The following is a 19,595-nucleotide window of genomic DNA, read 5'->3' as shown; positions in this document are numbered from 1 at the left end:
TAAAATATGATTGTTATTTATAATACGTTTTAACCTACATGAATGCAGGGAATCAGGGCGCTGGCAAGTCACGCTCACCACAATATGGGCGCAGATAGCATGCCTCCTCTCAATCAATTTTTTAAAATGGCCGTTATGGCTGGCGTGGAAAGTGCCGTCCAGCTCCATATTGATCGCGGCGATGATATCAATGCCCGCGACTCGACCGGGTTAACTTTGCTCATGCTGTCGGCAGCCAAGAATAAAGCTGCTATGTGCCGATTATTGCTGAACGCCGGAGCTGATAGAGCGTTGCTTGACCCGGCTGGTAGAACCGCTCATGCGATCGCGATTGCGACGCGTGCTCAACAAGCAGCCGAGGTGCTCGCGCCCACCACTCTGGTCCCTGAGCCCCTTACGATACCTGAACCAGCACAGACACCGGCGATAGATGACGCCCCCGTTCTCCTCACTGACCATGCAAGCATCGCGAAGCCAGCTTTTGATGTAGCCTCGGCCGAAGAAAACCCGCAAACGACCATTGCCACACCCATGCCTCACCTCATTCTAGAAAATGACGAGGAAGGATTTTCCCTGTTCGACTGGGAGCCCGAAGAAGAGCTTCTTCCGCCTGAGCTGGACCTAGTATTAGTGGCCGAAGCCAGTGCAGCTCAAGCCGCCATCTCAGCGCACGAACCGATCGACTCATCGGCGGACTGGGATGATGTCGATGTATTCCTGCCTGACCAATCCGTTCCATTCATACGCAAAGACGACGTTGAAGCCAGGGAACACCTACGGCTACTACTTTTGAGAGCTTATCGGGAAGGCAGCGTGCCGAGCATGGAAATCGAATTCTTATCGATGAATGCAGACGGCAGTGCCAACCCAGAATTTGAAGCCTTGCTGACCTTGGTCGTGAACGATTTGGGGGCCGAGGTCGACGAGCGATTTGAGTATGCAGCACCCGACGAAGATTTCACTGTTTTCGTCTCACCTCAAGAGAGCGAGGACGAAGAAGAACGCATCGACAACGCCATGCATTTTATCGACAGTGCAGCATCCCGACGAGCCGAACCCTTACGCATCTATCTCAGGGACTTCCAAAAGATCAAGTTGATCTCTGGTGACGAAGAGGTTGCACTCGCTCAGCGCATGGAACAACAACATAAGCGAGCCTTGGATGCCTTGGCTCTCTGGCCCTCTGGGATCGAGGAGGTATTGGCTGCCGGTCGCTTGGCTCAGGCCAAGAAGCGAACGCTGTTCTCTATGTCGATGGGACCGCTTGAGGCACAACCTGAATTAGACGATACAGACGATGAACCTGTCATTGCGGCCGCAGCGGAGAGCAGTAGTGATGAGAGCGATGAGGAAGCCGAAGAATCTGCTGTTACCTCCGACAACCCAGCCAGTCTTTTCTTTGATGCCCTGCTTCGCTTAAGCGAGTCGGTGACAAATCCGCAATCAGCCAGTAGCACTAACGAAATCAGAGAGCACCTTGATTCACTCAGACTTACTACGTCATTCCTGTTCGGACTAGCTAAGAGCGCAGCTACGGATTCTCATGAATCAGCTGATGCATTTGTAGCCGCAATAACGGACTATCTGCAAGCTCGTGAACAGATGGCTGCTGCCAACTTGAAACTGGCATTCCATATCGCCAAAAAATATCTGTATAGCGGCGAGCCTCTTGACGACTTGGCCCAAGAAGCAAATATCGGTCTGATGAAGGCGGTCGAACGCTTTGATTGGCGACGAGGTTATAAGTTCTCGACTTATGCGACTTGGTGGATACGCCAGCAAGTAGGCCGTGCTGTTGCAGACACTGTCCGTACAATACGAATTCCTGTTCATGTTCACGACAAGCTTCAAAAACTCTCAAAAGAAACGCGAGCCTTTGAATCGGAAACTGGGCGCCCGCCGGAGCCAGCAGAAATCGCAGAGCGTCTGGGTATCAGCTTACGGATTCTCGGAACACTTGAGCGAATTCCGCAAGAGCCGACATCCATTGATGATGAATTTGATGAGGAGCTGATCGATACGAGTGCTTATGGCAGCCTGGTATCGCCAGATCCGTTCGAATCCTGTGCAGAATCACAGTTCTGCCGGATGGTGGACTCTGTAATTTTGACGCTCAAACGGAAAGAAGAGAAGGTGACTCGCTTCCGCTTTGGTATCGGAGTGAATAACTCGTTCACTCTTGAAGAGGTTGGCGTGGCTTACGGTGTTACAAGGGAACGTATCCGTCAGATCGAAGCCAAATCTCTTCGAAAGCTACGCAATCCTATTTATTCAGATCGGCTGTTATTGGCGCTCTATGGAAGTCTGCCGGTGAGAGGGAAAAAACCGCTAAGTGTCGACGTGTCAGCAGATGAAGCTGATGAGGCAGACGGTGCCAGCGTAGAGGAGATCATTGCGGACGTCGACCAAACGCCCAAGATAGATCCTTCCAGTGAGATCAATGAAGACCCAATCACTTATGTGAAAACGTCTTCACCTAATGAAGCTCATAAATCTAGTGCATTCATCCAATTGACGGTGACATCAAAGTCTCTAGATCGGCTGTTGTCCCAAATTGAGGACGCAGGTATTCGTGTGTTAGATGATCGCCAAGGGACCTCAGGAAAAATTTGGGTAGACGTGGCGGACATCGGCGATGGAAAGCAGCGCAAACTCGTTCGCAAGCTGTTGGCCGTCGGTTTTGAATTTTCGCCAGGAAAAGGCTACTGGAAATGACTTTGAAAACACGTAGTGCACCACCTCACGCAATGGCGATGCTTGAGGCTCTCCGGGGGTTGGGCTATTCAACGTCTGCGGCACTGGCGGACATCATCGACAACAGTATCTCCGCCGGAGCAAAGGAAATCCGCGTTAATTTCATTTGGGATGGACCTGCGAGTCGCATTTCCATCTTGGATAACGGCCGAGGTATGGCCGATGCCGAGCTAGAAAGTGCGATGAGACTGGGTGATAAAAATCCACTTGATGTTCGTGCTTCGCATGATCTTGGCCGCTTTGGGATGGGACTAAAAACAGCGTCGTTTTCGCAATGCCGCCGCCTAACTGTAAAGACAGTAAAAAACGAAACCGAAAGCTGTTTGCGTTGGGACTTGGACGAGTTGGCGGCAAACCCGGAGGGTGGATGGCTTTTATTTGAAGGCCCTGCTTCTGGTTCGTCCACCTATCTCAACACACTCATCGCCGCGAAATCTGGAACGCTGGTGCTCTGGGAGTTGATGGATCGAATCGTCACGGATGGCTATACATCCGATAACTTTAATGACCTGATCGATACAGTTGAATCGCATTTGGCAATGATTTTCCATCGCCTGCTTCAAGGTCCCCGTGCCAAGCTCAAACTACTACTCAACGACAGAGCTGTCGCTCCTTGGGACCCATTTATGTCAGGTCATTCTGCGAAGCCATGGACCTCACCAGTGACGAACCACTCGACCAGCTACGGGCATGTCGCAGTTCAATGCCATGTGTTACCGCACCGTGACAAGCTAACGGCAGCTGAATTTGAGAAGAATGCAGGCCCTGAAGGATGGACCACACAGCAGGGCTTTTACGTGTATCGAAATGAGCGTCTTCTCGTCGCAGGCGGATGGCTAGGACTGGGCAACGCTCGTGCTTGGAACCGAGAAGAGGCCCATCGCCTTGCCCGAATTCGACTCGATATTCCTAATACGGCAGACGCCGATTGGAAAATTGACGTCCGAAAATCCACTGCACGCCCTCCCGTATCACTGCGTCCATGGTTGATGTCGCTCGCCGAAAACACTCGCGAACGAGCACGACGGGTATTTGCATATCGAGGGACACCCACGCCGGCAAACGGCAACGAGCCAATCGAACAAGCTTGGCGTGTGGACCGCCTCAAAGCTGGCATCCGCTATCGAATCGATCAAAATCACCCATCCATTGCAGCGGTCTTGGCAAGTGCGAGGGAGCTTCAACCACTCATTCAGTCAATGCTGCGGATCATCGAAGAAACCGTGCCGGTGCAACGTATCTGGCTGGATACCGCAGAAAATAAAGAGACTCCTCGGACAAACTTTGATGGAGAACCAAACGCAGCCATTATCGAAGTTGCGACTGTTCTCTTTGATGATCTCATTGAACGCAAAGGTCTCAGTGTGGAGGATGCACGCAAGTCCATGCTACGCACTGAACCATTCCAAAAATATCCAACGCTTGTCGCTAAACTGGGAGCTAAAACATGACTGTAGCTGAAGAGATAGCAGCACAGAACGAGTTAGTTGAAAACGTCATCGCTACTGCACAGCGACTGATTCGAGCCGAGAAGGACAAATCAAAAGTCACGGCCGCATACATTGCGGCCAAAGTGCAGAAGGCCGTAGACATGTTCACAGACGATGAGCCGATTGTCCTCGACCAGCAGGAAATCATCTCGACTCTGATCCAGCGTTTCAGTCATTGGATGGGCAAGTCCACTACCATGAAGGACAACACCAATCATGAAGATTGGTTGAACGCTGCACGCAAGAAGGACTGGCACTACTGGCGTCGCTACCGCGACTTCCAGGAATCAAAAATGTCCGACACTGTTGTGGAAGGCCTCGACGAAGCCACGGATAGCATCCTTGAATTGCTGGAAGATCCGCAGCGCGCCGACCCATGGGATCGTCGTGGTCTTGTAGTTGGCCACGTGCAATCGGGCAAGACCAGCAACTACTCCGGCCTTATCTGCAAGGCGGCGGACGCCGGCTATAAAATTATTATTGTGCTCGCAGGCCTCCACAATAATTTGCGATCACAGACGCAAATGCGTCTGGAAGAGAGCTTTTTAGGGTATGAGACCACATTGGGTCGAGACCCTGGAATGCCGATTGGCGTCGCAGAATTTGGGGAGGACTTAAAAACAAACTCCGCAACAACCAGAGCTGATAACGGCGATTTCAGCAAGGCTATCGCAAAACACTTCCACGGCATTTCGCCTGAAGAACGGCCTTGGCTGTTCGTGGTTAAAAAGCAGAAAACCGTTCTGACCGCTCTGCTCAACTGGATTCAGACGCGCGTTGCGGACTCCACCGATTTGGAGGATGGCCGAAAGCTGGTCACGAAGTTGCCCCTGCTCGTCATCGACGACGAGGCCGATAACGCATCCGTGGACACTGGTGAGCAAGCTTTCGATGAAAATGGCGATCCGGACGAGGAACATCGCCCCAAAGCGATCAATAGCCTCATTCGCCAAGTTTTGCATTCATTCACTCGCAAGGCCTATGTGGGTTACACCGCCACGCCATTTGCCAACATTTTCATTCACCAAAAAGGCAGCACCGCCAAGGAAGGCCCGGATTTGTTCCCCAAGGCTTTCATCATCAATCTGTCGGCTCCGTCAAACTATATCGGTCCTGCTCGCTTGTTCGGCAAGATGACCAACGATGGCCGACAAGGAGTACTTCCCTTGTCGCGTGACATCTTGGATAACTATGACGAAATGACCCAAGCAGGGTGGATGCCGCCCAAGCACAATAAGGCTCACGAACCCCTTTACGATGGGCGGGAGACGGTGCCTCCATCGTTAAACGAGGCCATCCAGGCCTTCGTGCTGGCCTGTGCTGTTCGCGCACTTCGCGGACAAGGAAAGCAACACAGCTCCATGCTTGTTCACGTAACCCGCTATGTCGACGTGCAAAATCACGTGAAAACTCAGGTTGAGGAAGTTGTCCGCCGGATGAAGCAGCGCATCATCAGAGGAACGGACTCGAATGCGCTCCTCGCTCAACTTCACAAGCTTTGGGAAGATGATTTTGTCTCGACTCGCAACGAAGTGGCAGCCCTGTCCACCAAGGAAGAACAGCCCCCCGAGCTTCCATCATGGTACGAAGTGGTAGGTGCATTGCCCGATTTGCTAGATGATATTCAGGTTCGCTCCATCAATGGAACGGCGAAGGATGCCTTGGATTACGCCACGCCTGGGGCGGCATTGAAAGTAATCGCGGTGGGGGGCGATAAGCTCGCGCGAGGTTTGACCCTTGAGGGCTTATGCGTAAGCTACTTCGTGCGAACCACGAAAATGTATGACACCCTGATGCAAATGGGTCGTTGGTTCGGATACCGTCCCGGCTATTTGGACCTGTGCCGTCTCTACACATCACCAGACCTAATCAAGTGGTTTGAGCATATCGCTGACGCTTCCGAAGAACTGCGCGAGGAATTTGATTTCATGGCACAAACTGGCCTGACACCGGAACAGTATGGGCTGAAGGTCAAATCTCATGAAGTATTGACGGTGACATCTCCGATAAAGATGCGTAATTCCGAGACGCTTTCGTTGAGCTATAGTGGCACACGGCCCCAGACCATTCTCTTCCACCGAGACGCAAAAATCCAAGAAGCAAATCTGAACGCCACTGATTCGCTTGTCAACAGTCTCGGCAAGCCTTTCGATCATGACTTTTCATATCAACGCAATGGGGTTTCACAAGCTTGGCCTAACGCGGGCCTGTGGAAAAACATCGAAGCCGAAAAGATATTAAATTTCCTGTCTGCCTACACCACCCATCCAAACGCGACCAGCGCAAAAGCGGGCGTGCTGTTTGACTTCATCACCAAGATGTTAGAGATAGGCCAGCTCGCGACTTGGAACATAGCTCTTATTGGGCGAGGAACCGGCGATGGCGACCATCACTTGTTTGGCGATATCAATATCACATCATTCCCAACTCGAAAATTGGACAAGCCTGTTGATGATGGCGATACCAAATTCTCCATTGGCGTTCTGACTGGGCCGCGAGATGAGAGCATCGACTTGGACAACGGGCAATGGGAAAAGGCCTTGGAACTTACCAAAGCCGCGTGGAAACCTGACGCAGCCCGTGGTCGTCAAAAAGACGATTTGCCTTCAGACCCTAGTGGCAAAGGAATTCGAGAAGCCCGCAAGGTATTGGGAACAGACGCCCAAAGGGGCTTGTTGCTGCTGTATCCGTTGTCCCCATACGCATATGACGGCGATACAAAAATTTCCCCGCCTATTATTTCAGGTTGGACAAAGCCGATCATGGCATTTGCCATTGCGTTCCCTGCCAGCGCAAAGACGATTAGCGTCGCTTACGAAGTCAACCTCTTATATTGGAAACAGGAATATGGCCCGACAGAGTGATGAATTCTTGATGGCGTGGGCGTCGCTGTCTGGGCTCGGTGAGGAAACTGGCTGGCAAGCCATTCCGATTGCTCCCGCATTGCCGCTCGAACTACAGGCTGGCCGTCGCTCGCCTGATAACGCGGAAGCTGTATTGGTCGGGTTTCCCGCCATGTGCCTATCCGCTTCCGACAAGCTACCGGAAGGCCAAGGCTTCGCGGTTGAGCAGGTAAATCCACAAGGCGACAGCAAGTTATGGCTTGCATTGACAAGAAAGGCCACAGGCAGCGAAGATCTTTTTGCCAGCATGGCTACAGACGTGGTCGGAGCGCTTGATGACGCCGCAGCTGCGGGAGCGAACGAGAAAAAACTGCTGCGTGTATTTCTGGGCCGCGTCGGAGCTTGGCAAGAGTTCATGAGGAAAGGCTTTCAGGCGCTCAGTCCAGAAGCAGAAATTGGGATGGTCGGAGAGCTTTCTGTACTGCGCTTAATCATGGACGCGGGGGTGCCGACGCCGCTCGCAGTTGGATCATGGCTTGGTCCACTGGATGCACTTCAAGATTTTGAGTTGGGAACCGGAGCGCTGGAAGTGAAGTCCACGCTGTCTGCGATCGGGTTCCCAGCAAAGATCGGGTCTCTTGAGCAGCTTGAAGATTCTGTTCGTCAGCCGTTGTTTGTGGTCAGTGTTCGACTGAAACAAACCACCACCGGCAAGACCTTGCCAGAGATAGTCGATGAGATGCAATGCATTGTCAAAGGGGATGCCGAAGCTGAACGCCTTTTCGCGGAACGACTGCTCGCCGCAGGGTTTATCGAGCAGCACGCTGAGCGCTATGTCAGGCGTTTCACACAGGCGGGCACTCGCATCATCGAGGTGGACAAAGATTTCCCGCGCCTGACTCTCGGAAATGTCCCGTTGGGCATTACGAAAGCAAGCTACGAGATCGATCTGGACAAGGCCGCCAGCACGGTCGTCGAGATTGATGACGCATTAAAAAGAATAGGAGCAATGAGGATATGACTTTAACAGATTTTCTTCGCGAGACGCAGGCTAGTGTCCGCTCGCAAATGCGAGATGGGGCGCTGTATGAGGAGCTGGTCTTTTCAGGCATTGTGATGGATCACATGTCGGAAATCGGCATGACATTCGAACCCGTAGAATGCCACTTTGAAGGTAAGTTCAACTCAGCAAATTTGCGGCTCAGCGGCTATGCCATTTCGGAGGACTTGGATCAACTGGATTTATTCGTCAGTCTCTATGCAGGCGTGGACGATCCCACGCCGATTCCTGACTCCGAAACCAAAACCGCAGTCGAGCAATGCCTTCGTTTTCTGACGCTCTGCGCTGATGGAAAGATGGCCCCTAAGCTGGACCCATCAACGAATGTTCGCTCCCTCGCTGAGACGCTGCAAGCGATCTATAACGACCTGGAACAGATCCGAGTCTACGTCATCACGGACAAGGTGGCGAAATCCAAGAGCTTTAAAACTCGCGAAGTCGGCGGCAAATCCGTTCGCCTCGAAGTCATGGACATCGAAAGGCTGCATCGTCACTGGTCTGAAGGCAAACCACGCGATGAGCTGGTGGTGGACTTTGCCGAGGTGTCTGGCGCTCCTCTGCCCTGTGTGTTTGTGCCTGGTGAAAATGATGACTACGACTATGCGCTCACGGCCGTGCCTGGTGAGGCCTTGCGTCTTCTCTATGAACGGTTCGGTGCACGGCTGCTCGAAGCAAACGTGCGTTCCTTCCTGAGTGTAAAAGGCAAAGGGGTGAACGCGGGGATACAAAACACGCTGCGATCAGCACCTGAGCGATTTATGGCCTATAACAACGGTATTGTTGTTGTAGCCGACGAAATGATACTTGGCAAAGCGAATGACGGTTCCTCCGGCATCGCATGGCTCAAAGGCCTGCAAATTGTCAACGGCGGCCAGACTACAGCCTCCCTCTATTTCACTAAAAAGAAATATCCTTCGACGGACTTGAGCCATGTGCGGGTTCCAGCCAAGATTATTGTCATGAAGACGACGGATGCCTCGAAAGAGGAGGCTCTCGTCTCGGACATCTCTCGATTTGCGAACAGCCAGAATGCGGTGAGACAATCGGACTTGTCCGCGAACAAGCCGTTCCATGTTGAGATTGAAAAACTGTCTCGCTCAATCTATTGCCCAGATGGCGTCGGCCAGTGGTTCTATGAACGAGCGTCGGGTAGCTATAACACCCTGCTCACCCGCGAGGGCTCCACTCCAGCAAAACTCAAAGCACTTAAAGATGCAATCCCTACTGCTCGTCGTATTACAAAAACCGATTTGGCGAAGTATTTGACCGCGTGGGACCGTAAGCCAGATATTGTAAGCCTTGGATCACAAAAGAATTTCGATCGCTTTATGGCAAGTCTTACGCCTGCTGAAGGCCAAGAAATTCCACTGCCAAATGTTCAGGACTTCAAAACGATGATCGCCAAAGCGAAGATCTACCGCGATGCTCAAAAACAGCTAAGGCCTATGTTCCCGGCGTTTCAAGCCAACGTCACGGCTTACACCGTAGCGCTCATGTCAGAGAAACTTGGAAGCCGCATCGACTTAGAACGTATCTGGACCAAGCAAGCTGTATCGCCTGAGTTTCTCGCTCAACTGGCTGTGTGGGCCAAGGAGGTCAATGAAGTGCTACATAATTCTGCCGGTGGGCGTATGGTATCGGAATGGGCCAAGAAGCCTGAGTGCAAGGACGAGGTCATGAGTGCCAATTATTCGGCGCCAGCTGCTGACATACCCGAACTCAAGGCGGTGTAGAAATCAATTCGGCGGGGCATTGGGAGCTTAGTGGTAGACATCGTTAAACCACATGTTCGAAGCCGGATGATGTCTGACATTAAGGGAGAAAACTCCAAACCGAGGTTTTGGCAAGACGCTTACTCTTTACGGCGGGCTTATTTTTTCCGACCTCACCGCCGTGATTTACCGGGCACTCCCGACATTGTTCTATTTGGCAGGAAGATCGCCATTTTTTCCATGACTGTTTTTGCCACGCTCACATCGGATACCGTTACTTCAAGGTCTCATCAACCAGACCAGTCTGAATGCAATTTGATGAATTCAAGCTGACCGATGGTTTGTTGCGTGATCTCGCTAGCGAGCCGCTGAAGTCTGTCCAAGGGCTCGCGCTTAAGTTCACACTCCCAAACCACTAACACGCGCCATCCCGTTGCCTGCAACGCAGCCACATTCTTTGCATCCCGTTCCAAGTTACTCTGGAACTTTGTTTTCCATCGCTCGATATTGGATGCAGGCTGGGTCGCAAAACGACAGCCCGCGTGTCGGTGCCAGAAACACCCGTGTACGAAAATCAATACACGGTATTTTGGCAGTACGAGATCGGGCGACCCAGGTAGTTCACGCGTGTGCAACCGATAACGGAATCCCTGCGCATGAAGGTATTGGCGTACGAGCATTTCGGGTTTTGTATTTTTAGACTGAATCCCTGACATCATTCTCGACCGGGTAGCTGAATCGACTATGTCCATTTTTCCTGGTATCCTACGTGCCCACACGAGTTTTTATTTAAGGCAAAGTTGCTCATCAAACAGAAATCCAGTTTTACGGGAAATATTCCTATCGTTGACCTCTTTGCTGGGCCTGGAGGTCTTGGTGAAGGATTTTCGTCAGTAGAAAGTGACCCTTTCAGAATAATTGTATCGGCTGAAATGAGTTCCTCTGCGCACAGTACACTTCGTCTGAGGGCTTTCTATCGCCTACTCAAACGTCAAGGTGGGAATTCCATCGACTCTTATTATCGTTTCTGCAACGGCGAATCGGAATATCCGTACGACGAAACCAACCATGATGCATGGGTGGAGGCTGGGGAAGAAGCGCTACAACTGGAGCTGGGGAAGCCTCATGATAACGATGAGCTTGATCGAAGAATTTCCGCCCACGAGCTTGGTCCGGACACGCCATGGGTACTGATCGGCGGCCCTCCATGTCAGGCGTACTCGATCGTGGGGCGGGCTCGCAACCGAAGCAACGTCGAATACCGTCCTGAAGAAGATCATCGTCATTTCCTCTACAAGCAATACCTGCGAATTATTCAGAAATACCGTCCCGCAGTGTTCGTGATGGAGAACGTAAAAGGCATTCTCACAGCAACTGTTGGTGGGAAAAAGATCTTCGAGACTATCCTTGAAGATCTTTCGGATCCCGACAAAGCAATGGAAATGCCGGCTTCCGGAAGTGGGTACCGCATCCATTCCCTTACGTGTGCAACCAAATATTCCGCCAAAGACTCTCCACACAATATCGATGTACACGATTTCGTCATCAAGGCAGAACAGCATGGAATACCACAGGCACGGCACCGCGTGATTCTTATCGGTGTGCGCGAAGACATCGGCTTGGGTATTCCCGCGCAAATCGAGAAAGCAGGTGAGGTTACAGTCGAGCAAGTCATTGGTTCTCTTCCAAAGCTACGCAGCCGGCTGAGCAAAGAGCCCGACTCGGATGAAGGCTGGGGCGACGTGGTGGCGAACCATTTCAGCGAGATGGCACGTGAGGTGAGAGACGCCCATGGCGATGCTGGATTGCAGGAGGTGCTCAGGGAAGCATCTGTTTCGATCAAACGAGGACTCGGCACAGGTAACAAGCAGCTTGGCATGCTGACGCAGGATGTAGAGAGTCCGGAATTGCTCGATGGCTGGTATTACGATCCGATGCTTTCGGTCTGGCTGAATCATGACGCCCGGGGACATATGCGCACAGATCTGCGGCGCTATGCGTACGCGGCGGCGTTTGCCGATGCGTTTGGCTGGTCGCCGAAGGGACACGTCGAATTCTCACTGCAGGGATTGAGACCAAACCATGATAATTGGGAAACGGGCAAGTTCTCTGATCGCTTCCGTGTCCAGTTGCGCGGGCGGCCAGCTACGACGGTCACAAGTCACATTTCCAAGGATGGTCACTACTTCATCCATTACGATCCAAAGCAGTGCCGAAGCCTGACTGTGCGGGAAGCAGCTAGGCTGCAAACCTTCCCGGACAACTATTTTTTTCAAGGGAATAGAACCGAGCAGTTCCATCAGGTAGGAAATGCTGTCCCGCCCCTTCTTGCGAAAAAAATTGGCGACATTGTTTATGCTTTGTTGAGAGGCACCGATGCTGGCGTCTGCCCCCCTGCGCAACAAGATATGTGGGAACAGGTTACTCGGCAGGAAGCCGATGCTTGATCACCAACTCCCCCCTTCGTGTGACTACGTAAGTGAAAAAATCCTTATGAATCAATGGGCATGTTTACAATTTTTGTGACACCCGACATAAGCAGCTTCCCTAATCTGCGTGACAGCCAAAGCGGCCCTCTTCAGGGCCACTTTTTTATGCCGCCAAAATCCTGCCTTTGCATTGAAATACTTGCCAAAAGCAATCAATAATCTGCCATAAGCAAGCAAATAGAGGCCCCAACATGCATACGGACCAACTCGGCCAACGCACGGAGATCGTGCGCCGCTTCAACCGTTTTTATACGCGCCAGATTGGCGTGCTGCATGAACACCTGCTGGACAGCGCATTCTCTCTGACGGAAGTGCGCATCCTGTATGAACTGGCGCATCGGGAGCAATTGACCAGTGCGGACCTGTGCCGCGAGCTGGGCTTGAACGCGGGTTACCTGAGCCGGGTGATTGCCGGCTTTGAAAAGCAGGGGCTGATCGCCAAGACGCGCTCGCCGACGGATGCGCGCGCCACGCAATTGCAGCTGACCGAACAGGGACAGCTCACCCTCGCGCCGCTGATCGAGGCATCGCGGCGCGAAGTGGCGGCCATGCTGGAGCGCTTGCCGCCGACGGCGCAGCAGGAGTTGGTCGCGGCCATGGAGCAAATCCAGGGCTTGCTGGGGGAGCCATCGCCCAGCTCATCGCCCAGCTATATCCTGCGCAATCCGCAGCCGGGCGACATGGGCTGGATCATCCACCGGCAAGCCGTGCTGTATGCGCAGGAGTATGGCTGGAACAACGAGTACGAGGCACTCGTTGCCGAGATTCTCGCCAAATTCGTGCGGGAATTCGATCCTGCCCGCGAGCGCTGCTGGATCGCCGAGAAGGACGGCAAGGTGATCGGTTCCGTCTTCATCGTGCGCCAGGATGACACGACGGCCAAGCTGCGCCTGTTGTATGTCGATCCCTGCGCGCGCGGCCTGGGCATCGGCAGCCGCCTGGTCGATGAATGCCTGCGCTTCAGCCGTCAGGTCGGCTACACGAAAATGGTGTTGTGGACCAATAGCATCCTCACCGATGCCCGGCGCATCTACGACAAGGCCGGCTTCCAGCTGGTCGAAGAAGAGGCGCATCACAGCTTTGGCAAGGACCTGGTTGGCCAGGTGCTGGCACGCGAGCTGTGACGCCCCTCGCCGCCGCGCCGCCGTACGCCACTGTGGCGGCGGCAGTACACTGGCCGCCGTTTTCCTCGCCCGGATCACCACTGCCCCCAAGAAACCAGTACACTAGTTCCTGAGCGCAACTAATTTTGTACGCGCGTCATGCCGCCTGCCGTTGCCGGGAGGCGCCCCTGCCGCAAGGCGTGTTGTCTCTGGACAAATGCAATGTTCACTTCGCGCAGCCTGTCGCCTGCCTTTTATTACCTGTTCTTTTCAGGAGAACGGGAGCAGCAGCAGCGCTTTTTCAAGGAACTGCATTTCATTTCGATAGCCATCCTGACGTTTGGCCTGGCTTGCTGGCTGGTCACCTTCAGCCTGACCTTGTCGCGCGCGTCGCTCGATCATGCGCAGGCGGCGCTGGGCGTGACGGGCATGCTGGCCGGGCTGCTGCTGACTGTGTATGCGAAGTCCTTGCAGGCCATCATCACCAGCGGCACCATCAGCGTGCTGTTCATCGCTTTCGGCTTTCGCGTGCTGATGCTGGGCACGGAAGACCCCGCTTTCTGGGTATTGCCGCTGGGCGTGATGATCACCCTGACGACGGCGCCCATCTTCAGCGGTATCGCGTATTACCTGGGCGTGTCGCTGTGCGTGTGGGCCATTCTGGGGCTGGGGCAGTTTCCCGTGCATGCGGGCCAGGCCGACCAGCATTGGCCCGTGCTGGCCGTCACCATCAGCGTGATCATCGGTCTGGCGCTGAACATCTATTTTCTCGTCTTGCGCATCCATAACTACCGCGCCCAGCGCGAGCTGGCGACGATGGCCTACAAGGATGGCTTGACCGGACTCAATAACCGGCGCATGTTCACGCAAAGCGCGCGCGCCTTGCAGCGCACGGCGCGCACGCCCGCGTATTTCCTGATGATCGACATCGACGACTTCAAGCAGATCAATGACGTGCATGGCCATGACGTGGGCGACGAAGTGCTGAAAAGGATCGCCGAGGTGATCGCGGGGCTGTCGGGCGAGCACCTGTGCGGCCGCCTGGGCGGCGAGGAATTTGCCGTCATCTACGTGGGTGAAAAGAACGCGGCCTGCGCCTTTGCCGCGCAGCTGGTCGATGCGGTCGAGGCGGCTTTCGTGCCGGAACGCAAGGTGTCCGTCAGCATCGGCATGGCGGAACTGATCAAGGAAGCGGACTTGTCGCACAGCTACCGGCGCGCCGATGAATCCTTGTACCAGGCCAAGAAAAACGGCAAGAACCGCTACGTGTTCAACGCCGCCTGAATACCGCCGTCCGGCGTCGCGTCGAGCAGCGCCAGCAAGGCTTGCGGCGCAATCTTCCACGGATCGCGCTGCTCGGGATCCACCTCGCACCAGCTGTCCTGCGCGCCGATCTTGAGGATGGTCAAGGGAATGTTCTTGCTCTCAAAGAAGGCCAGCATGCGGCGGAGCAGTTGGCTGACCCTGGCATGGTCTTCCAAGTATAAAGAACAGGTATAGAAGCAGCCCTTCTCTCCCATGCGTAATTTCCTGGCCGCCCCGACACGCGAGTGGAGCACGTACTTGTGCAGGAACTCGGTCACGACTTCATCGTCAACGGGCGTACTGCAGGAAATGGTGATCTTGGCCATGGCAAGCGGGGCAGTGATTCAATAGACTAGCTTAGCAGAAAGCTTTTCATTCCTGAAATGCTAAGATCGCGGCGCGCGCATGCCGGCAAGCCGACCGGCCTGGCGTCTCGACAAGGATTGCCATTGAACACCCCAGGAAAATTCACTCTGCGCATGCTATCGCTGTACGCCGCCCTGTGCCTGCCGCTTGCCAGCATGGCTCAAGCCGTTTCCGCCGAAGACGCCGCCTTCGTGGCCGCCACCGTGCCTGTCTCCGTGCCATCGCCGCCGCTCAGCCTGAACGAGCATCCACAAATTCGCGCCGGCGTCTTCAAGCTGCTCGGTTATGCGCGCGGCAACTACACGCAGGGCGATACCCTGATCGCGCTCCAGGTACTCGACAGCATGCGTTCGCTGCCAGACATCCAGCGCACCATGCTGCCCGACGGGCGTTCCGTGCTGGCGTCCATCAACCCCGACACACACGGCGCGCAGCGCGCCGCCATGCTGTTCGATCCGCAACGCAAGCTGTTGGCCCTGGGCCTCGTCAACGGTCATTGCCAGGCCGCCATCGGCGATGCCGTGCCCGCCTGCCTGCCGTCCACCCACGCCATGTTGACGGTGTTTGTACCGCCGGGCGCGGAGGACGAGATGGCCGCGCCGCTGCTCGTGTGGGCGCGGCAACTGCCGCCCATGCTGGCGCAGGCTGCGCCGAAACAGCGGCAAAGTATTGCTGCGGTGGAATACATCACCACTCTTCCCGGCCAGCCCGGCTGGGAGCCTCGCGACGTGCCGCCCGGCTTTCCCCCCAGCTTGCTGCACCTGTTGCTGCCGGACGCGGAATTGAATAGCAGCGCCAGCGGCGGCAAGCTCATTGCACCGGCGGGCCTGGGCGGTTTGCCCATGCGCACGCCTGCGGAAGCGGCCGAGGCCGGTGACGAGCCCATGCCCGATGCCAGCATCACCCTGCGCAGCTATGCCGATTTCCACTGGGTGCTCAACACCTATGCCAAGCTGGCCAAAGGCGCGCAAGTGCAGGGCCATGACGACAAGGTCGTGTTCACGGGCAGCGATACGAGCGGCCGCTACACGGTGACCTTGCGCGAACCGGGCAAGAAAGACAGCGTGCTCATCACGGTGGCCATCTGGCGGAAAAATTAAGGAAGGCGAACAGGGAAAGCATTGCCATTACGCACAAGAGCATGGCATTTTGGCATTTTGCGGTATGATTTCCGGCCGTGCGGCGCGGCCTCATCCCTGCCTTGCCCACCCTGCCCTTCAAGCCAGCCACGCTTGCGTCGCATCCTGCCCTAAGGAATTCATATGTTCGGTTTTAACTTGCGTGTTGCCAAGATGGTGTGGACGGCGTTCCTCATCGCCTTCCTGCTCTTTCTCACCTACAAGGTCTCGTCGACCCTGATCGTGGTGGTCTTTGCCATCTTCTTCAGCTACCTCGTGTATCCGCTGATCGGACTGCTGGAGCGCCATGGCCCGAAGCGCCTGCCGCGCACAGCCGCCATCGGCATCGTCTTCCTCGTGGTGATCTTGCTGGTGGCGGTGCTGGGGTCCATCTTCGGGTCGCGCATCGAGGAAGAGGCAATCAAGCTCAGCGATCAGCTGCCGACCTTGCTCAAGGGGAATAATTTTGCCGAACGCATCCCATTGCCCGAATTCATGGAACCGTTGCGCGCGCGCCTGCTGTCCTTCATGCAGGCGCAGCTGAGCAGCGGTACGGGACAAGCCATGCCGCTGGCGAAGGAACTGGGCTTGACCGTCATGCATGCGGCCAGCAACCTGATCTATCTGGTGCTGGTGCCCGTGCTGAGCTTTTTGCTGATCAAGGAAGGCCCGGACATGCGCGACGGCTTGCTGTCCCTGCTGAACCGCCCGAACAAGAAACTCTGGGGCGCCATCATCGATGACCTCGACATCCTGCTGTCGCGCTATGTACGCGCCTTGCTGCTGTTGTCGATCGCCACGTTTGTGTCTTACAGCATCGCCTTTTCCCTGATGGGCGTGCCGTACAGCCTGCTGCTGGCCGGCGCGGCCGCCTTGCTGGAATTCATCCCGTTTGCCGGTCCGCTGGCGGCGGCCGTCATCGCCGTGGTCGTGGCCGGTTTCAGCGGCTTCGAGCACGTGTTCTGGCTGATCGGCTTTATCGCCGCCTACCGTTTGTTCCAGGATTACGTGGTCAACCCGTATTTGATGAGCGAAGGCGTGGAAGTGAGTCCACTGATGGTGATCGTCGGCTTGCTGGCCGGCGACCAGTTGGGTGGCGTGGTGGGCATCTTCCTGTCCGTGCCCGTGATGGCGGCCATCAAGATCGTCTTCGTACGCGCGCGGGCAGCCTTGCAGGCGCGCCACGATGCACTGGAGAAAGCCGAACAGGCGGCAGAGGAAGCGCGCGCCCAGGCCCTGGCCGAGGCGGCGCTATTGCAGGAACAGGGCAGCAAGGTGGCCCTGTAACCCCGCTAGATTAAAACTCTTCCCATTCGCCGCTGCTGTCTGCAGCGGGCTTGGCAGCACGTGGCTGCGCCGGAGCGGCTGCCGAGGCAGTACGGCTTGGCGTCAGGCGCAACGCCGGGCGTTTCAAGGCCGTGCTGGCGGCGGCCACGACAGGCTTGCGCAAGGCAGGCTTGGCCGCTGCCGGGCCGCTGTGGTTGGCGTCGAGTTTAAAAATGCTGACCATCTCGGCCAGCGCCGCCGCCTGCTCCTGCATGGATTCCGAAGCGGCTGCCGCTTCTTCCACCAGCGCCGCATTTTGTTGCGTCACGGTATCCATTTCCGCCACAGCTTGATTGATCTGGCCGATGCCCAGTTCCTGCTCGCGGCCGGCGGCGCTGATTTCGCCCATGATGTCCGTCACGCGGCGGATGCTGGACACGATCTCGTCCATCGTCGTGCCCGTCTGGCTGACCAGCGCGCTGCCGGCGCCCACGTTCTGTACCGATGCTTCGATCAGCATCTTGATGTCCTTGGCGGCGGAAGCCGAGCGGTGCGCCAGATTGCGCACTTCCGTGGCGACCACGGCAAAGCCACGGCCTTGCTCGCCGGCGCGGGCCGCTTCCACGGCCGCGTTCAGGGCCAGGATGTTGGTCTGGAAGGCGATGCCGTCGATCACGCCGATGATGTCGGCGATCTTTTTCGACGACTCGCTGATGGTGCCCATGGTATCGACCACTTGCGCCACCAGTGCGCCGCCTTTCACCGCCACGTCCGAGGCGGAGACGGCCAGCTGGTTCGCCTGGCGCGCATTGTCCGAGTTCTGCTTGACGGTCGAGGTCAGCTCTTCCAGCGACGAGGCCGTTTCTTCCAGGCTCGACGCCTGCTGCTCCGTGCGGCTCGACAGATCCAGGTTGCCCGAGGCGATTTCATTGCTGGCCGTGGCGATGGCGCCGCTGCCGTCGCGCACGCCGCGCACGGTGGTCGACAGGCGTTCCTGCATTTTCTGCAAGCCCGTCAGCAAGGCGCCCATCTCGTCGTGGCGCGTGATGACGATGTCGTTGGCCAGGTTGCCGTCGGAAATGGCGCCGAAATGGCGCAGGGCCTGGTCCAGCGGGCCAAAGATGGCGCGCAGCAGCAAGAAGCTGGAAATAATCGTCAGCAAGGCGCCCACTATCATGCCGCCGATGGCCATGGTCACCTGGGTGCGGAAGCTGGACTGGCTTTCCGCATACATCTTGGCGGCCGAGCTGGCCTGGTATTGCGTCAAGGTTTCAGCGGCCTGGTCAAGGGTGCGGTACAGCGGCGTCAGCCCTTTCATCATCAAGCCGTCCGCTTGCGCGATGTTGCCTTCACGCAAAGCCTTGCTCATGGTCAGCACGCCATTGTTCATGTAATCGCTGCGCTTCTTGTCCATGTCGTCGGACAGGCGCTTTTCTTCCGCGCTCTGCGGCAAGGCCAGGTACACCTTCCACGACTTGTTGGATGCTTCCAGAAATTGTTCCGCGCGGGCCAGGGTATCCTTGGCATCGGGCGCATCCGGGTGCACCATCACGCGGTCCATCGTGAACCGCGCGCGGCCCAGGGCAATTTGCGATTCGCCAATCGCTTGCGTCGAGGCCAGCTGATTGCTGTAGACCTCGTTGAGGCTGTTGTTGGCCGATTTCAGGCTGATGATACTCATCACGCCCAGCAAGGCGATCAACACGCCCAGCACACTCATGGTAGCGATCAGACGCATTTTTATTGTTATATTCGACAGCATGCAGTTTTCCTTGGTAAGGGCGCGACCGTGCCACCGCCTGCCGGACGAGGTAGCGGCAAACGCCAGATGGGCGGATCACGTGAATTGTTCAGGACAGGTCGATACGGCGTGTGCGGCGGCAGGGGGGAAGGCGGCCCGCGCATATCGTCAGGAGTGCAAGACAGGGCAACGAGGTCGAGGTTTCCTGTACTTTTAATTTCCTGACTGCAAGATACAGGGAAAGATTACCAGTAGCAACATCCGTCTGGAATTTTCACGCTTTGTAACAAGCGGATGATGTTTTTTGCGCAGAACTGGCATTCCGCTGACGTGCGCGGTCGCTTGGGA

At 55.6% G+C, this 19,595-nt stretch carries 14 protein-coding genes; 11 read left to right on the top strand and 3 right to left on the bottom strand.

Going from position 1 to position 19,595, the window contains the following annotated elements; translation table 11 throughout:
* The first annotated feature begins 99 nt into the window (after positions 1–99).
* The 6 genes from AC1RBA_RS23725 to AC1RBA_RS23700 all read left to right on the top strand — a co-directional run bounded on the left by AC1RBA_RS23725 (position 100) and on the right by AC1RBA_RS23700 (position 10,192).
* Positions 100–2,715 carry a sigma-70 family RNA polymerase sigma factor gene (locus AC1RBA_RS23725; protein ID WP_492419970.1) on the top strand — a complete coding sequence of 872 codons (2,616 nt, stop codon included), beginning with the start codon at positions 100–102 and terminating at the stop codon, positions 2,713–2,715.
* On the top strand, positions 2,712–4,205 hold the full coding sequence (locus AC1RBA_RS23720; protein WP_492419969.1) for an ATP-binding protein: 1,494 nt from the start codon (positions 2,712–2,714) through the stop codon (positions 4,203–4,205). The genes AC1RBA_RS23725 and AC1RBA_RS23720 overlap by 4 nt, the downstream gene beginning before the upstream one ends.
* Complete coding sequence (locus tag AC1RBA_RS23715; protein ID WP_492419968.1) at positions 4,202–7,108, top strand: Z1 domain-containing protein; 2,907 nt, start codon at positions 4,202–4,204, stop codon at positions 7,106–7,108. Before AC1RBA_RS23720 ends, AC1RBA_RS23715 begins: the two co-directional genes overlap by 4 nt.
* Positions 7,092–8,108, top strand: a complete 1,017-nt coding sequence (locus AC1RBA_RS23710) for a PD-(D/E)XK motif protein (protein ID WP_492419967.1) — start codon at positions 7,092–7,094, stop codon at positions 8,106–8,108. Before AC1RBA_RS23715 ends, AC1RBA_RS23710 begins: the two co-directional genes overlap by 17 nt.
* Entirely contained in the window at positions 8,105–9,880 is a 1,776-nt protein-coding gene (locus AC1RBA_RS23705) for an AIPR family protein (protein ID WP_492419966.1), read from the top strand. Before AC1RBA_RS23710 ends, AC1RBA_RS23705 begins: the two co-directional genes overlap by 4 nt.
* 66 nt (positions 9,881–9,946) lie before the next feature.
* A complete protein-coding gene (locus tag AC1RBA_RS23700; RefSeq protein WP_492419965.1) occupies positions 9,947–10,192 on the top strand; it encodes a hypothetical protein in 246 nt (81 codons plus the stop codon).
* Here AC1RBA_RS23700 and AC1RBA_RS23695 read toward each other — a convergent pair.
* Complete coding sequence (locus tag AC1RBA_RS23695; protein WP_492419964.1) at positions 10,150–10,611, bottom strand: very short patch repair endonuclease; 462 nt, start codon at positions 10,609–10,611, stop codon at positions 10,150–10,152. The two genes, AC1RBA_RS23700 and AC1RBA_RS23695, sit on opposite strands and share 43 nt — an antisense overlap.
* A gap of 48 nt (positions 10,612–10,659) precedes the next feature.
* Between AC1RBA_RS23695 and AC1RBA_RS23690 the strand changes: the two genes are divergently transcribed.
* From AC1RBA_RS23690 to AC1RBA_RS23680, 3 genes are all read left to right on the top strand, one after another.
* Positions 10,660–12,306 carry a DNA cytosine methyltransferase gene (locus AC1RBA_RS23690; protein WP_492419963.1) on the top strand — a complete coding sequence of 549 codons (1,647 nt, stop codon included), beginning with the start codon at positions 10,660–10,662 and terminating at the stop codon, positions 12,304–12,306.
* 233 nt (positions 12,307–12,539) lie between these two features.
* On the top strand, positions 12,540–13,472 hold the full coding sequence (locus AC1RBA_RS23685; RefSeq protein WP_409027608.1) for a bifunctional helix-turn-helix transcriptional regulator/GNAT family N-acetyltransferase: 933 nt from the start codon (positions 12,540–12,542) through the stop codon (positions 13,470–13,472).
* A gap of 201 nt (positions 13,473–13,673) precedes the next feature.
* On the top strand, positions 13,674–14,735 hold the full coding sequence (locus AC1RBA_RS23680; protein WP_070224770.1) for a GGDEF domain-containing protein: 1,062 nt from the start codon (positions 13,674–13,676) through the stop codon (positions 14,733–14,735).
* Here the strand turns inward: AC1RBA_RS23680 and AC1RBA_RS23675 are convergent.
* A complete protein-coding gene (locus tag AC1RBA_RS23675; protein WP_492404994.1) occupies positions 14,714–15,082 on the bottom strand; it encodes a hypothetical protein in 369 nt (122 codons plus the stop codon). The two genes, AC1RBA_RS23680 and AC1RBA_RS23675, sit on opposite strands and share 22 nt — an antisense overlap.
* Before the next feature lie 153 nt (positions 15,083–15,235).
* Here AC1RBA_RS23675 and AC1RBA_RS23670 point away from each other — a divergent pair, with 153 nt between their 5' ends.
* Together AC1RBA_RS23670 and AC1RBA_RS23665 are read left to right on the top strand one after the other, a co-directional pair.
* A complete protein-coding gene (locus tag AC1RBA_RS23670; RefSeq protein ID WP_492419962.1) occupies positions 15,236–16,222 on the top strand; it encodes a hypothetical protein in 987 nt (328 codons plus the stop codon).
* Positions 16,223–16,384: 162 nt separating this feature from the next.
* Positions 16,385–17,527 (top strand): AI-2E family transporter, encoded by a 1,143-nt coding sequence (locus AC1RBA_RS23665; RefSeq protein WP_492419961.1) that lies wholly within the window; start codon positions 16,385–16,387, stop codon positions 17,525–17,527.
* Between the two features lie 10 nt (positions 17,528–17,537).
* Here AC1RBA_RS23665 and AC1RBA_RS23660 read toward each other — a convergent pair whose 3' ends face one another.
* A complete protein-coding gene (locus AC1RBA_RS23660) occupies positions 17,538–19,268 on the bottom strand; it encodes a methyl-accepting chemotaxis protein (protein WP_070224774.1) in 1,731 nt (576 codons plus the stop codon).
* Between the last annotated feature and the right edge of the window lie 327 nt (positions 19,269–19,595).

This window comes from Janthinobacterium sp. GW823-FHT03B06 (assembly GCF_058796955.1).
Note: the sequence above shows the minus strand (reverse complement) of the source record. Positions and strands in the feature narration are given on the sequence as shown.